This is a genomic window from Faecalibacterium sp. BIOML-A4 (genome assembly GCF_009679665.1).
GTDB lineage: Bacteria > Bacillota > Clostridia > Oscillospirales > Ruminococcaceae > Faecalibacterium > Faecalibacterium taiwanense.
Window position 1 is genome coordinate 290870 of the sequence record NZ_WKZG01000001.1, and the last position, 14659, is coordinate 305528.

Annotated in this window: 13 protein-coding genes and 1 pseudogene; 6 read left to right on the top strand and 8 right to left on the bottom strand. The window is 52.4% G+C overall.

Annotated features, from left to right (window positions below; translation table 11 throughout):
• Window positions 1-22 precede the first annotated feature (22 nt).
• The 5 genes from GKG34_RS01365 to GKG34_RS01385 all read left to right on the top strand — a co-directional run bounded on the left by GKG34_RS01365 (window position 23) and on the right by GKG34_RS01385 (window position 4703).
• On the top strand, window positions 23-1051 hold the full coding sequence (locus GKG34_RS01365) for an L-threonylcarbamoyladenylate synthase (protein ID WP_044953601.1): 1029 nt from the start codon (window positions 23-25) through the stop codon (window positions 1049-1051).
• Window positions 1048-1665, top strand: a complete 618-nt coding sequence (gene coaE, locus GKG34_RS01370; protein ID WP_097777900.1) for a dephospho-CoA kinase — start codon at window positions 1048-1050, stop codon at window positions 1663-1665. Before GKG34_RS01365 ends, coaE begins: the two co-directional genes overlap by 4 nt.
• Window positions 1662-2330, top strand: a complete 669-nt coding sequence (locus GKG34_RS01375) for a lytic transglycosylase domain-containing protein (RefSeq protein WP_005941169.1) — start codon at window positions 1662-1664, stop codon at window positions 2328-2330. The genes coaE and GKG34_RS01375 overlap by 4 nt, the downstream gene beginning before the upstream one ends.
• 15 nt (window positions 2331-2345) lie before the next feature.
• Entirely contained in the window at window positions 2346-3749 is a 1404-nt protein-coding gene (locus GKG34_RS01380; protein WP_154255429.1) for an aminopeptidase, read from the top strand.
• Between the two features lie 108 nt (window positions 3750-3857).
• Window positions 3858-4703 (top strand): MerR family transcriptional regulator, encoded by an 846-nt coding sequence (locus GKG34_RS01385; protein WP_154255430.1) that lies wholly within the window; start codon window positions 3858-3860, stop codon window positions 4701-4703.
• A gap of 14 nt (window positions 4704-4717) precedes the next feature.
• Here the strand turns inward: GKG34_RS01385 and GKG34_RS01390 are convergent, their stop codons facing one another.
• From GKG34_RS01390 to GKG34_RS01410, 5 genes and pseudogenes are all read right to left on the bottom strand, one after another.
• Window positions 4718-5560, bottom strand: a complete 843-nt coding sequence (locus GKG34_RS01390; RefSeq protein ID WP_243139185.1) for a polysaccharide deacetylase family protein — start codon at window positions 5558-5560, stop codon at window positions 4718-4720.
• Window positions 5561-5631: 71 nt separating this feature from the next.
• Window positions 5632-5946 (bottom strand): annotated as a pseudogene (locus GKG34_RS01395) (sporulation initiation factor Spo0A C-terminal domain-containing protein); the annotation flags it as partial.
• A gap of 1462 nt (window positions 5947-7408) precedes the next feature.
• On the bottom strand, window positions 7409-8497 hold the full coding sequence (locus tag GKG34_RS01400; RefSeq protein WP_347563412.1) for a DEAD/DEAH box helicase family protein: 1089 nt from the start codon (window positions 8495-8497) through the stop codon (window positions 7409-7411).
• Between the two features lie 497 nt (window positions 8498-8994).
• Window positions 8995-9561, bottom strand: coding sequence for a recombinase family protein (locus tag GKG34_RS01405; protein ID WP_154255432.1), 567 nt, complete (start codon window positions 9559-9561; stop codon window positions 8995-8997).
• Between the two features lie 245 nt (window positions 9562-9806).
• Complete coding sequence (locus GKG34_RS01410) at window positions 9807-10853, bottom strand: Ltp family lipoprotein (RefSeq protein WP_154255433.1); 1047 nt, start codon at window positions 10851-10853, stop codon at window positions 9807-9809.
• Between the two features lie 172 nt (window positions 10854-11025).
• Between GKG34_RS01410 and GKG34_RS01415 the strand changes: the two genes are divergently transcribed.
• Window positions 11026-11229, top strand: a complete 204-nt coding sequence (locus GKG34_RS01415) for a ribbon-helix-helix protein, CopG family (RefSeq protein WP_154255434.1) — start codon at window positions 11026-11028, stop codon at window positions 11227-11229.
• Window positions 11230-11296: 67 nt separating this feature from the next.
• Here the strand turns inward: GKG34_RS01415 and GKG34_RS01420 are convergent, their stop codons facing one another.
• The 3 genes from GKG34_RS01420 to spoIVB all read right to left on the bottom strand — a co-directional run bounded on the left by GKG34_RS01420 (window position 11297) and on the right by spoIVB (window position 14568).
• Window positions 11297-12259 (bottom strand): tyrosine-type recombinase/integrase, encoded by a 963-nt coding sequence (locus tag GKG34_RS01420; RefSeq protein WP_154255435.1) that lies wholly within the window; start codon window positions 12257-12259, stop codon window positions 11297-11299.
• A 186-nt stretch (window positions 12260-12445) separates the two neighbouring features.
• Window positions 12446-13204 carry a sporulation transcription factor Spo0A gene (gene spo0A / locus GKG34_RS01425; RefSeq protein WP_173015210.1) on the bottom strand — a complete coding sequence of 253 codons (759 nt, stop codon included), beginning with the start codon at window positions 13202-13204 and terminating at the stop codon, window positions 12446-12448.
• Between the two features lie 134 nt (window positions 13205-13338).
• Complete coding sequence (gene spoIVB, locus GKG34_RS01430; RefSeq protein ID WP_154255437.1) at window positions 13339-14568, bottom strand: SpoIVB peptidase; 1230 nt, start codon at window positions 14566-14568, stop codon at window positions 13339-13341.
• Window positions 14569-14659 lie beyond the last annotated feature (91 nt).

The window sequence follows — 14659 nt, forward strand, 5'->3', positions numbered from 1 at the left end:
GATAGAAAGAACGATGATCCGTATGGAAATGAAAACTGAAATTTTGCCCGCATCGGACGAAAAGAGCATTGAAAAAGCCGCTGCCCTGCTGCAGAACGGTGAGCTGGTGGCCCTGCCCACCGAGACGGTTTACGGCATTGCTGCCGATGCCCGCAACGGCGAGGCTGTGAAGAAGATCTTTGTGGCCAAGGGCCGCCCGCAGGACAATCCCCTGATCGTCCACGTCACCGGACCGGAAATGCTGCCCGGCCTTGTCAGTGAGGTGCCGGAGCGCGCCCAGCTGCTGATGGCTGCGTTCTGCCCCGGTCCGCTCACCATCATCATGCCCCGCGGCCCGGAGGTGGCAGCGGAGTGCTGTGCCGGTCTGGACACCGTGGGCATCCGGATGCCCAGCCACCCGGTGGCCCGCGCCGTCATTGAAAAGAGCGGCTGCGCCTTTGCTGCCCCCAGCGCCAATCTTTCCGGCAAGCCCAGCCCCACCAACGCGCAGGATGTGTTCACCGATATGGACGGCCGCCTGCCGCTGATTTTGGACGGCGGCGAGTGCGACGTGGGCGTAGAAAGCACTGTGGTGTCGGTGGTGGGCGAAAAGCCCACCCTGTTCCGCCCGGGCCACATCACGCTGGAAGACCTCGAGCGTGCCCTCGGCGAAGAGGTGGAAGTGTCCAAAGCCATCCTCGAAAAGCTGCCGGAGGGTGCTGTGGTGCGCAGCCCCGGCATGAAGTACAAGCACTACGCACCCAAGGCGGATGTGACCTTGCTGGACGGCACCTTTGAGCAGTTCAAAGCCTATGTGGACGCCCACGCCGAGCAGAATCCCAGCTGCCTGTGCTTTACCGGCGAGGCGGAAAAGCTGGGTGTGCCCTGCGTGGAGTATGGACGCGAGGGCGACGGTGCCGATCAGGCAAAGCACATCTTCCGCTGCCTGCGCGCGCTGGATGAGCAGGGCGATGCCGTGGTCTACGCCCGCTGCCCGCAGAAGGACGGCCTTTCCATGGCGGTGTACAACCGCCTGATCCGCGCTGCGGCCTTCCGGGTGATCAAGCTATGATCGCGCTTGGCATCACGGGCCGCAGCGGCTGCGGCAAATCCACGGTCACGGCGGTGTTTTCGGCCCACGGTGTGCCGCTGGCCGATGCCGACCAGATCAGCCGCGAAATTTTACTGCCCGGCTCGCCGCTGCTGCCCCGGCTGGCGCAGCGGTTCGGCGCAGACATTTTAAAAGCAGACGGCACATTGGACCGCCGCCTGCTGGCTGACCGCGCCTTTGCCACCCCGGAAGGCAAGGCGGCGCTGGACAGCCTGACCCACCCGGAGATCGTGCGCCGCATCCGTGCGGCAAAGCAGGCAGCACAGGATGCCGGTGCACCGCTGTTCGTGCTGGATGGCGCGGTCATCGTGGGGACTGCGGCGCAGGCCGAGTGTGACCGCCTGTGCGTGGTCACGGCACCGTTTGAGACCAGTGTGGCCCGCATCGTGGCCCGGGACGGCATCTCGGCCGAGATGGCCGCCCGCCGCCTGAACGCCCAGACACCGGAAAGCACCCTCACCGCGCAGGCAGACTATGTGCTGCGCAACGATTCCAGCCTTGCACATCTGCAGGCTGCGGCAGAGCAGCTCTGCACAAAGCTTCTGGCAGAAGGAGGTGCGGGAAAAGAGCTTTGAACAAACGATATAACGAACAAGATCCTGCACCGCAGTACGACCCGGAGACGGCCCGCATCCGCCGCGCTCTCCGCGCCCAGAAGGCACGCCGCCGCAAAAAAATGCGCAGCCGCAGGCTGTTCCTGCTGGGCATGGCGCTGATCCTGCTGTTTGTGCTGGTGCCCAACTTGTGGGGCAGGGCAGAACGGCTTTTATATCCCCGCAAGTACGAAGCGCTGGTGGACCAGTGGGCGGAGACTTACGGCCTTGACCCGCTTCTGGTGGATGCCTTCATCCGCACCGAAAGCGGCTTTGACCCGCAGGCCACCTCCACTGTGGATGCCCGGGGTCTGATGCAGATGACCGAGGAGACCTTTATCTGGCTGCGCAGCAAGATCGCACCGGACGAAGGACTGCTCTTTGCAAATCTCTACGACCCGGAGACCAGCATCCGGTTCGGATGCTATTACCTGCACCTGTGCATGGAGCGCTACAACGGCGATGTTGCCACTGCCGCTGCTGCTTATCACAGCGGGTGGGGCACGGTAGATGCTCTTTTACAGATGGAAGAGCACTCCGCAGACGGCGAAACGCTGCAGGGCTTTCCCTATAACCAGATGAACCATTACGTAAAAAAGATCACTTCCTGCTATGCGCGGTATCAGCGTATCTATGCAGAAAGCTGAGAGGAGATAAGGAACATGAGCGAGAAACTTACCGCAAAGCAGGCTGCCGAACAGCTGCTTTACAAGCCGGAGTACGCCGCCGACAAGAGAGCCGACGTGAAGGAGAAGGCTGCAGCCTTTGCCGAAGGCTACAAAGCCTTCCTGAACGCTGCCAAGACCGAGCGCGAAGCTGCCGCCGCCAGCGAAAAGCTGCTGCTGGAGGCCGGTTACGAAAAGTTTGAGCCGAAAAAGACCTATGCCCCCGGCCAGAAGATCTACTTTGTGCAGGAGCACAAGGCGGTGGTGGCCGCTACCATCGGCCGGAAATCTTTTGAGGAGGGCTTCCGTCTGGTGATCGCCCACATCGACAGCCCCCGTCTGGACCTGCGCCCGAACCCGCTGTACGAAGCAGACCACCTCAGCTACTTCAAGACCCACTATTACGGCGGCATCCGCAAGTACCAGTGGGGCACCATGCCGCTGGCCATCCACGGCGTGTTCACCCGTGCCGATGGCTCCAGCGTGTCCTTTGCAGTGGGTGAGGACGAGAACGACCCCGTGTTCTGCATCACCGACCTGCTGCCCCATCTGGGTGCCGAGCAGAACGACCGCAAGCTCAGCGAGGGCATCAAGGCCGAAGAGCTGAACGTGCTCATCGGCTCCGACGCTGTAGAGGATGCCGACATCAAGGAGGCCGTCAAGCTGAACACCCTGATGCTGCTGCACGAAAAGTACGGCATCACTGAGCGGGACTTCACCCGCGCTGAGATCGAGGTGGTGCCCGCCCATAAGGCCCGGGACGTGGGCTTTGACCGCTCCATGGTGGGCGGCTACGGTCACGATGACCGTGTGGACGCATACCCCGCCCTTATGGCCGAGATCGAGACGAAAGATCCTGTGCACACCACCGTCTGCGTGCTGACCGATAAGGAAGAGATCGGCTCCGACGGTGTGACCGGCATGCAGAGCATGTATGTATTCCACTTTATGCAGCTGCTGTGCCGCGCCGCCGGTCAGGACGACATCCTTGCCTTCCAGAACAGCGTGTGTCTCTCCGCCGATGTGACCGCCGCCTACGACCCCTCCTGGGCAAATGCCTTCGAGCCGCAGAACGGTACTTACGCAGGCCGCGGCGTGGCCTTCTTCAAGTACACCGGCAGCCGCGGCAAGAGCTCTGCCAGCGATGCTTCCGCTGAGCTGGTAGGGGATATCACCTGCCTGCTGGATGCCAACGGCGTGGCATGGCAGATCGGTGAGCTGGGCCGTCTGGATCTGGGCGGCGGCGGCACCATTGCCAAGTACGTGGCCAACCGCGGCATCCCGGTGCTGGACATCGGCGTGCCGGTGCTGTCCATGCACTCGCCCTTCGAGGTCATCCACAAGACCGACCTGTACATGGCCTACCGCACCTTCTCGCTGTTCTGCCAGAACGCGGAATAAAGATTTAGCCCCGGAATGCCCGCAGCAGCAGGTTTTCCGGGGCTTTTTTTGAAAAAACTTGACCTTCAAGTGTCTTTAAGGTGTAATGTGAGTGCGGAGGTGAAGCAAATGAACATCAAACAGGCTTCGAAACAGAGCGGGGTGTCTGCCCCCAATATCCGCTTCTATGAAAAAGAAGGACTTCTGAATCCCGCCCGGCTGCCTGGCAACGACTACCGTGATTACACGGAACAGGACATCCGCACTCTCCGGTTCATCCGGATGCTGCGGATGCTGGATGTGCCGCTTCCGGTCATCCGATCCGTGCTTGCAGGCGATGCATCGCTGGGGAGTGTCCTGCGGGAGCAAAAGACCGCACTGGAACAGCGCGCAAAGCAGCTGGAAGGGGCGGCGCGTTTTTGTGCAGAACTGGCCCGGCAGGACCCGTCTGTGGCATCACTGGATGTGGACGCCTGCCTGTCCCGGATGGAGGACCCTGCGCAGCCGCAGAACTTTTTCTGCGGCTGGGTGCAGGATTACCGCACGCTGGCGCAGGTGCAGCATCAGAAACACTTTTTCTTTATCCCGCAGGGCAGCATCAACACGCCGCAGGAGTTTACGGCAGCCCTGCAGGCGTATGCAGAGGAACACGGGATGCAGCTCAGCCTGACCAAAGAGGGAATGTACCCGGAATTTTCGCTGGATGGGATCCTATACAAAGCCTACCGCAACCCGGGCAAGTACCGCGATGAGATCTGCTGTGATGCTGCATCTCCGGAACAGCTGAACACCGGGCTGCCGTCCCGGCGGGAGCGACAGCTGCAGGTCCTGCGCATCCTTCTGCCCGCAGCGTTCACCTTTGCCGCCATTCTGGCGGCAGGCTGGGTGGCGACCGGCGGAGCGGACTGGCTCTGGCTGGCAGCACTGGCAGCGGCAGGGGTCCTGCTTGGCCGCGGCTTTGAACACCGGCTGTAACTGGGCCAGTCTGCTCAGCTTAGCGGCAGAGCCTCGGCAACGGTCAAAAAGGTGTAGCCGTTGTCTGCATACCACCGGATAATGTCCGGCAGTGCTTCGGCGGTGGTGTGTGTGGAGGAAGAATCGTGCATCAGAACGATGCAGTTCGTCTGCTGCCCGGTCTCGTGCACCACATTGCGGTAGATGGTGCCCGCGCTTGGGTGCCCGCCCACGGCATCCTCGGCGCACACGTTCCAGTCCACCCAATGCCAGCCTTTCTGCTCTACTTCGGCTTTCAGCTGCTTCATCAGGCCTTTGCCGCCGTAGCGCCGACTGACGGTGTTGGTGCTGCCGCCCGGAAACCGTAGATACCGGATGCTCTCGGCATCCACATAGGGCGCAATGCGCTCCTTTAAAAGGGCAATGTCCTCCCAATAAGCGTCGCTGCTGCGGTAGATATCGCTGTACTCGTGGGAAGCAGAGTGCAGCGCGATCTGGTGCCCGGCGCTGACCGCTTCGGTGAGCAGTGGCAGATACTTCTCGTTGTAACCGGTAGCCACCACAAAAAATGTGGCGTGCACTCCGGCCGCGTTCAGCGCGCTGAGCACATCCGGTGTGGTCTTGCTGGGGCCGTCGTCAAAGGTCAGGCAGACCCACTTTTCCGGCAGCGGCTGGGCAGCAGGCTCCTGCTGCTCCTGTGCCAGAGCCGAAACGGCGGGGGAGAGCATCGAAGTGTCCGGTGCCGGGGTAAGATCCTGCGCCTGACATCCGGTGACGACCGGCGGCGCAGCAGATACAAACCCCATAATGAGGGCGAACAGCATCACGGCCGCAACTCTGGCCCGCCTGCGCCGTGCGAGATATTCTGCAAGCTTCAAGAGCAAAACCTCCTTTGTCTGTTTGGTTTGCTCTTATCAGAATATGAACGACGGCGGATTCTATGAAAAAATCAGCCCACTCTCTGCCGTTTATCCAGCCGCATCTTGTCCGCAATCATTGCGATGAACTCACTGTTGGTGGGTTTTCCCCGCAGGTTATGGATGGTATAACCGAAGTAGCTGTTGAGGGTGTCCACATCGCCCCGGTCCCATGCCACCTCGATGGCGTGGCGGATGGCGCGCTCCACCCGGCTGGCGGTGGTGCCGTTTTTCTTGGCGATTTCCGGGTAGAGGCGCTTGGTCACAGCGTTGATGTACTCCGGCTCGTTCATGGTGAGCAGGATGGCATCCCGCAGGAACTGGTAGCCCTTGATGTGGGCAGGCACGGTATCAGAGTAGGCAATAAATCTAAGTCAAAATCTTATTATTTGTTGGTATAGTCTCGAACGCTTTATTGTGCTACCAGTATATCTCATTCCACCTATAAAAGCAACTTCTCTTTACGGTTTGTATTGCAGCGGATGGCGTTTTGTGTCCGCTGCCGTCTGTGCTTCATTCACTTGTTAGAATCAAAATGTGTTCTAGCAAGCCCTACAACGCATCAATCTTTCATGCTAGCACTTTCATTATCTAAGACAAAAAAGCTGTCAAAACGTCTGCTAGAACGTCTGACAGCCCTTTATCATAGTCCCTGCTGAACCCGCTATAAAATATATTTTTTGTTTGTCTGGCCTTTCTTTCTGCCCGGCGGGGTCTTTGGCTGCTGTTTGGCTATGGTTGTTCAGCCCCGCCGGGTGAGTACATTTTTCTTGAATCTAAGAGAATAAGCCTATCGGCTTTAGACCAATAGGCTTTACTTTCTTCATTCACGCTGATTATGTCTCTTCCACACCGCAGACATGGCTGCACGAAAATGTGGGGCATTGCAATTCTATACATGGGTCAAGAACTCAAGATTATCAATCCGATTATTCGCAGGATTGTCGTCCTTGTGTGCTGCATCTAACTGCTGCCAGTTCTCCGGCAGTAGCTCCGGCCTCGTAAAAGTTCTAAGAACCAATCGACTTATATATACATGAATCGCTTTTTTGCCATTGAGCCATGCCCTTTGAAAACTGACATAATAATATCCATCTTTTCGATTTGGATAACAGCGCATAGCCATATGGGTATAAATAGAGTATGTATCTCCCTTATCGGAAACCATATACCACTTTGAGAAGTCTATTCCTTTACTTAATGCGGGGTCTATATTATTTGTCCATGTGACGAGAACCCCTTCGCGCCATTCTTGAATTACTGTTCCTTCTGGAATTGAGTCAAGTCCTTTCAATTCGTCAAATGAACTAATTTTACTTTTCTAACTTAGAAAATCATACATAATAGCTCTCCTTAGATTTTTTATTATAGTGAAATATTGGAGACTTCATACTAATTTTACCTCCTGTCTTTTGTCTCCTTCTTAAATCCGTATGCCCGCTTTAGAGGCTACCACAGCGGGCATACTTGATATGATTAGTCCGTGCATTTTTTCTACGTCACCCTTAATATTAAAGGTGACGTAGATTTTCTGCATCTTTATTTTGGCTCAATCGTCCAATAGACTTTTCTATTGTCGATTCCACTTTTTAAGGTAAAATCAACATTGCTCTCCATCAGACATTGATAAAGCAGCTTAAACGAACTTTTTATATGTCCGTCTTGTCTTAGATTGATTTTTTCAATCAATTCGTTTCTATCATCCTTAAAATACTTTCTTCCGACATTTTGAGAAAGATAATAATTCAACTTATAATCTTTTGAAACCCTTTCATACGGAATGATAGGTGATTTTAAGGATTCTTCGACCTACTGAACAAGTGACGTTTTCTTATTCAGAATATCTCTGTAAAATGCACAGTCACTTAATGCTTTGTAGTATGCAGGTTTTACTAGATGGTGCGAATTGTCGAACATCAGAGGAATATATTCAGTTCTGTTGATTTTCCAGAACCCTTGCTCATAGCCTGATGCTCTTGCATTCAGATATTGTTGAACAATCGCTAAGTCTCTCTTCAAATCTTTGTATCGCCCTGCAATACTGAAAACACTATTAAGGAAATACAAAGTTATTGTATCATCTGGACTTTGAACGCGCTTGCGCCCCAAACATTGTATGAACTCTACCATGTCGGTTTGCTCTATTATAATGTGTTTGATGGCGTTGTCCTTCAGGTTTACACCATTGTCCAGAACTTTAGTAGTAAATAGCATTTGACAGCTGAAGCACTCGTTCTGCGTTATCTGCCGAAATGCTAGACTTTCGTCTTTGTTCCCGCTGTTCAGGTACTCACTATCTGGGTACTCGCGATGCAATGTCCGTAGACGTTTTTTATTATCCCCGAACATGACCACTTTTTCACCCGGAGGGACTCCGTTCAAAATTTTGTTGACAGAATCCGGTGTAGTGTAACAATATACCGCCTTGATATAGCTGTAATCTGCTGACACATGGTAGGTCTTTTTTATCCTACCGACAAAGTGCTTCTTCAGCAAGTCCGCTGTTGCAGACATCAAGATGATAACTTTAGATTTCTGAAGTTGTTCAACCATATCCAGCATGATTTCTGTATTACGATTAAACAATGCATCTTGGAACAGGTAGTGCGCTTCATCTATAATAATGTAATCAAAATTTCTTTCAACCCATTCGATTGACGACATTCCATGATTGAAATTATACTCCAATTTTTGGCAAATCATGCACGTTGCGTCTGTACCCTGTGCCTGTCGTCGTTGCTGTTCAAGTAACGCTCTCCGATTAGAGAACAGTATCATCCGCTTGCCACTTGCATGGACATACGGATAGAGCGTGTTCAAAACGAAGCTGCTCTTACCGCTACCGCACGGTGCATCTATAAGGTAGATGCCCGCTGTCCAGCTTTGGTAATCCGAGATTCTAAGATAGCTCTACTGTCGATTAGTCATATAACGACCCCTTTCGTTCTGATATTGTGTGCCTTTACCGTGCCGTAGGCAACTCAACGGCGCTCAGACTGCATATTCAGTCTTTCGTGCATAATTATACTCGATGCCTCCAGGCTTGTCAAGGGGAAATTTGTAAAATTTTTATGAACAAGTTTAGCTTCATATCACGATATAACGTCACTACTTCATATCAAGATATGAAATCGAGTTATATCGCGAGACGAGCAGCTCATATTTGAATGTTGTGGTTTTTGAATATTTATTCACATCGTTATTATATCGCATATCGTTTTGATTTTTCCGTGCTATGAACACAAACTGGGTAAAAATTAAATCGGTCACGATTTTTTCTCTGAATACAGATTGAACGGCTGCACTGCTATTTTAACAAAAATTCGTTCCGGATTTGTTTTTAGGTGGGGGAGTGTGTTTCCGACAAAAAAGCACCCCTTGCGGGGTGCGTGGTATTATGCCAGTCCTCTGTCCTTCAGCATCTTATCCAGTGTCGGGCGGCTGATTCTCAATTCTGCTGCAAGCTGGGTCTTGTTCAGTTCTCGGTGCTGGTATCTGTCATACGCTGCATTGAAGGTCTTATCATCAATGCGTTTAACCTGACCGCCTTTGAACTTGCCTTGAGCCTTTGCTATGGCTATTCCTTCCCGCTGGCGTTCTAGCAGATTCTCACGTTCAAACTCGTTGATGGCTGCAATCATTGTCAGCATCAGCTTTCCCGTGGGGGTGCTGGTATCAAGATTCTCCTTATTAGATACAAGATGCACATTCTTAGCTTGTAGCTGCTCCACGATGGCAAGGAGGTCTTTCGTACTACGAGCAAGGCGGCTAAAGTCATGGATATAAATGGTATCACCCTCGCGCATATAGTCGAGCATGGCTTCCAGTTGCGGGCGGTTCATGTTCTTGCCGCTGACCTTTTCCGTGAACCACTTGTCGATGCCGTGCTTCTTGAGGGCTTCAATCTGCCGCGCCTCGTTCTGTTCAGCGGTGGAAACTCGTACATAAGCAATGTGTGCCATACTGCAAGACTGTCCTTTCATCATGTGATTATCTCCACCCTTATTGTATCTCAATGTAAAAATGAAGTCAACAACTTTGTTTACGTTTTGAAAAACAAATCTAAAACAAAGTCTATTTTTACAACAACAGCGGCTTTTGGGATGTAATAGGCAAGTATACTCTGTTTTGACAAAATATACATCTAAACAAGAAAAGACCGCAAGCGGCTTTTGTTCCGTCTGCGGTCTTTTGCTGGGGCTGGTTCTTAGGTTAGATTCTTCATAGCGTAGTCTATCGCGTCTTTTTCATAGCCTTCAAATTCAAGTTGTCTGCGAACCTGCGCTTTGGACAAGTCCATATCGTGATAATAACTTTCTGCCCTTGAAAGTGCATTCCTATGTTCTTGTGTTATTTTATTTGTACCACTCGATGCAGAACTATTACTCTTACTTGGCTTTTTACCCACACCGGGGCCACCCGTAGAATATCCATTATTCGAGGTGCTAGATGTCGAAGGATTGTCCAGTTCTTCTTGTTCCTCATCGGTACGGACAGTTAGCTTTTCGTTAAAAACGCTGTACCAATTTCCATTGCTATGAATGTCACCCAAAAGAATAGAATTAAATCCCATGCTTGCCTTAAAGATTGATTCATTCATTTTGTCGGACAATTCATCGTATTTTTTAATGATTGTATCACTTGACAAAGAACTAAGTGCTTTTCCGTTTATATTGTCACACTCGATATTGATATAAAAAATAGGTGTACTTCCCGTTATTGGAAAACTTTTCATAGTTGCTTTTGGGTTTGAGAAGCCACCGCTTTGGGCAAGCTTTTCGGCAACTTGTAAGATTGTCTTTTCTAATTCGATACCGCTATCTAATGGAGAGGTCAGCCCCATGAAACTCATTGCACTAGCTGTATTTTCAATAGCGGTCTGATATTCCCCCTGCTCCACTAAAGCATCTTGTTGTTTCCAATACAAATCTAACATTTCAGTTGCGCGTTTCTGTGCTTCTGTATAGTTGGAATCATCTTCTATTACTTTTTGATACAGCGAATAGGCTTTGAAATATTCGCCGCTTTCTCGATAGTTCTCCGCTGACTTGAATTTTCGTGCCGACTCTTCAAGTGCTGCCTTACGTTCTTTTTCTTCCTTAGATAACACTTCAGACGCTGCTGTACTACTGGAAGTTTCTTGTTGTGAACTACCTGCCGTGCTATTTGCTGTACTTGCTCCGTTGCTGCATCCAGCAAGCAACAAAGCACAAAGTAGCACGGAGCCAACTGTCCCGGCTATTTTACGCCTCATTCCGATTTTCCTCCTAACTGATAAATGACTGTTGTTCGGTTGTGTCTGTCCTCCTTTTGTCAATTATACATCTAAAGACTACAAATGTATACACTTATAGTTCAATTATTATAATTGTAGGCTACAAAATCAATTGTCTTTTGGCTACACTTGTAGTAAAAAGAGGTGCATTATGGATAACAACTTGAACAAGAAGCTTATAATTCGTCCCCGCCGGGCTGCATTGGGTAAGACTGCCGTTGTTTCCGTGCGCCTGTCAGAAGATACTATCAAGCGTTTGGATGCAATCACCACGCAAACCGGGCATAGCCGCAATGAACTAATTCAGTTGTGCGTTGAGTTTGGGCTGGAAAATCTTGAAATCAAAGACGATTGATAACTACATTCTATCTAAAAGAACGAGCCGCAGCTGGGGAAGTGATTCCTGTCTGCGGCTCTTCTATTTAGATTATCTTACTAAGCGGGCTGTGCTTGCGGTACATCTCTGCAAGGTCGTCTTGGTTCACATCCAAATAGGCCTGCTCTGTTACGGTAACGCTGCTGTGCCCTAGCAAGCGGCTCAAGGTGTAGATGTCGCCGCCGCTCATAAGGAAGCGCTTTGCAAAGTTGTTTCGGAAAACATGCGGGTGAATGTCCTTTAGCCCTATCCGCTGGGCATACTTGCGAACATTGGCTTCAAAATTACTCACTTCAAGAAATTTACCTTTGTTTGTACAGAACAGAAAATCACTGTCCCGGTATCTGTCCTTATACTTTATCCACCGTTGCAGTTGCGTTGCCATTTTGTCAGAGAAGAACACATAGCGGCCTTTCTTACCCTTGGTGTTCTCCGCCGGGAGATAGATGTACCGTTTTTGCAAATTCACATCCGTTACTTGAATCAGTAGACATTCGTTGACTCTCATGCCGGTATCTAGCAAAAGCTGAATGACGATAGAATCCCGATATTCACTAAAGCTGGCTGTGTTCATATTCCGCAGTAGTTTGCGGAAGTCCTCATCCGACACAAACTCAAGCGGGCGGCGTTCTACCTTGATGTAATCGCCACGTTTGACAGGCGAACGGAGAATCAAATCTTCTTCCACACACCAGCCAAAGAAAGCGCTCATGTTCCGCAGGTAGTTGTTGATAGTCACATCTGACACTTTCTTGCCAAAATCCAGCCGCCGCTCCTGATAGTTCCCACTGTTCGGGTTGCTTGTGACGGTGTACTTGCCCCGTTCCTTTATCTGTCTAACGTAGTTCTGAATAACCGTGTGCGTGATTTTCTCCGTCTGTGTGATGCCCTGTTCATCAAGGTAGAGCATCAAAAGGCGCAACGTTTGTTCATAACTTCCAATCGTCTTTGTTGCAAGCCCTTTGTTTTCACAGTGTTCAATGAACATCTCCACATCCCGGATAAGCATAAAAAATAACCTCCTGTATTTGCCGGGACTATGACCCAATAAATACAGGAGATTTATTGCCTTAGATTTAAGCTATTTATTGGTCTGGTTCCATATTTCCACAACGTTTTTTCGCTATATTTATTGGTATAGCTCCCATCGTTGGAATATTATGGAATATTTTCAGACGTTTTACCGTCTCTCTGTTTACCCAACCCTCTGTCGTTTATCCAGCCGCATCTTATCGGCTATCATTGCGATGAACTCGCTGTTGGTTGGTTTTCCGCGCAGGTTATGGATGGTGTAGCCGAAGTAGCTGTTGAGGGTGTCCACGTCTCCCCGGTCCCATGCCACCTCGATGGCGTGGCGGATGGCGCGCTCCACCCGGCTGGCGGTGGTGCCGTTTTTCTTGGCGATTTCCGGGTAGAGGCGCTTGGTCACAGCGTTGATATACTCCGGCTCGTTCATGGTGAGCAGGATGGCATCCCGCAGGAACTGGTAGCCCTTGATATGGGCAGGGACGCCGATCTGATGCAGGATCTCGGTAACGGTCAGCTCATCGCTGTCCACGCTGGTGTGCAGGATGTGCTTTTCCGGGCCAAGTGCCGTCTTGAGCACCCGTGCGGCAAGCACGGTCTCATCAAAGGGCTTTACAAAGTAGTAGGCAAAGCCTTCATCCAGCAGCTCCTGTACCATCTCTTCGCTCTGGAAGGCACCGGTCACGAAGAAGGAGGTGTGCCGCTCACCGGCGGCATTATAGCGCTGCTTTACCGCAAGGGCATCCAGACCGGGCATAAAGGCATCCAGCAGAACCACCTGCGGGCGCACGGTGAGCATTTTCTGCAGGACCTTGTTGCCGTCCTTTTCCACAACGGTCACGTCCACGCCCTTCTGCTCCAGCGCTTCGCGGCAGGCGGCAGTGAACGGGGCACCAGTATCCGACATCAAAAATCTAATTTTGTCCATGGTTGTTTCCTCCAATGTGTGCAGTTCCCTTAACACCATGGATTTTACCATAATTTTCCAGAACTTTCAACGGTTTATATTGGTAAATTTTGGCAAAGAAAATCGAAATGCGCAAATTTTTTTGCAGATCAGCTTTATGGCTGCGCAGCATCGTCTGTTTTTTCAACAGCGCGGGCCTGCTTGAGCATGGTCTGAGCAAAAATGCCGTAGCCCCGCGTGGGGTCGTTTACCAGCACATGGGTCACTGCACCCACCAGTCTGCCGTTCTGCAGGATGGGACTGCCGCTCATGCCCTGCACGATGCCGCCGGTTTTGGCAAGCAGCTGCCGGTCGGTCACGCGCAGGATCATGTTGCGGTGGGGGTCTGCGTCGTTTACCTTTTCAATGCGGATGCGGTATGCCTTGGGCACCTCGCCGTCCACGGTCGTCCAGATCTCGGCATCGCCCGGCACAACCTCCTGCGCAAAAGCCATCTCCAGCTCCGGGCCGGAAAATGCAGCCCGTGTTCTGCCATAGACCCCGGTCTTGCTGTTGATGCAGATGCTGCCAAGCGCATGGGTGCTCAGAAAGCGGCCCTTCAGCTCACCGGGGCTGCCCACGGTGCCGCTGGTGCACCCCACGATCTGGCAGGGGACGATCTCGCCGCTGCGCAGGGCCACGCTCTCACCGGTGTCGCTGTCGCTGATGGGGTGGCCAAGCCCGGCAAACACCCCGGCGGCATTGTCCACAAAGGTCATGGTGCCTACCCCGGCGGAAGAATCCCGCACCCACATCCCGGCGCGCCACTGTCCGGCGGTGCTGTCCCACACGGGGGTCAGCCGGGTCTGGAATTGCTCACCATTGCGGATATAGACCACCTGCACCGGCGCGCCTGCGGCCGTTTCCAGAGCATCGTGCACGGCGTCGTTCGTCTCGGTCAGGGTGTCGTCCATGCGCACCACCCGGTCGCCCAGCCGCAGCCCGGCCTTCTTGGCGGGGTTTGCGGTGCCGTCCGGGGTGTTCAGGTCGGAAAAGCCCACAATGAGCGCGCCCTCGGAGAACATCTTAACGCCGAAAGGCGTACCGCACACGGTTACCACCGGACGTGTTTCCACCAGAGCGCGCACAGTCTTGACGGGCAGCCACCCGCCAATGGACAAAGTGGCCTGATAGCTGCCCGCAGCCTGCGTGCTGGCCGCGTTGCGGGAGCCAGCGGTGCGCAGCGGCTGCACATAGGCAAAACGGGGCAGGGTAAGGGTCTGGCCGGGTTCCAGCAAAATTTCAGCAGGCAGACTGTGCCACAGCCAGCCCAGCACCGCCAGCGCGGCCACCAGAAGATAAGCTGCCGCAATGCTGCCAGCGCGGCGTAGTTTTGATCTGCGCATCGGCAAAAAGCCCCTTTCCGCCATGGAAAATGATACGATCGTCCGGCGATAGTATGCGCTGTGAAGGGCGGAAATATCAGTGCAGTGATTG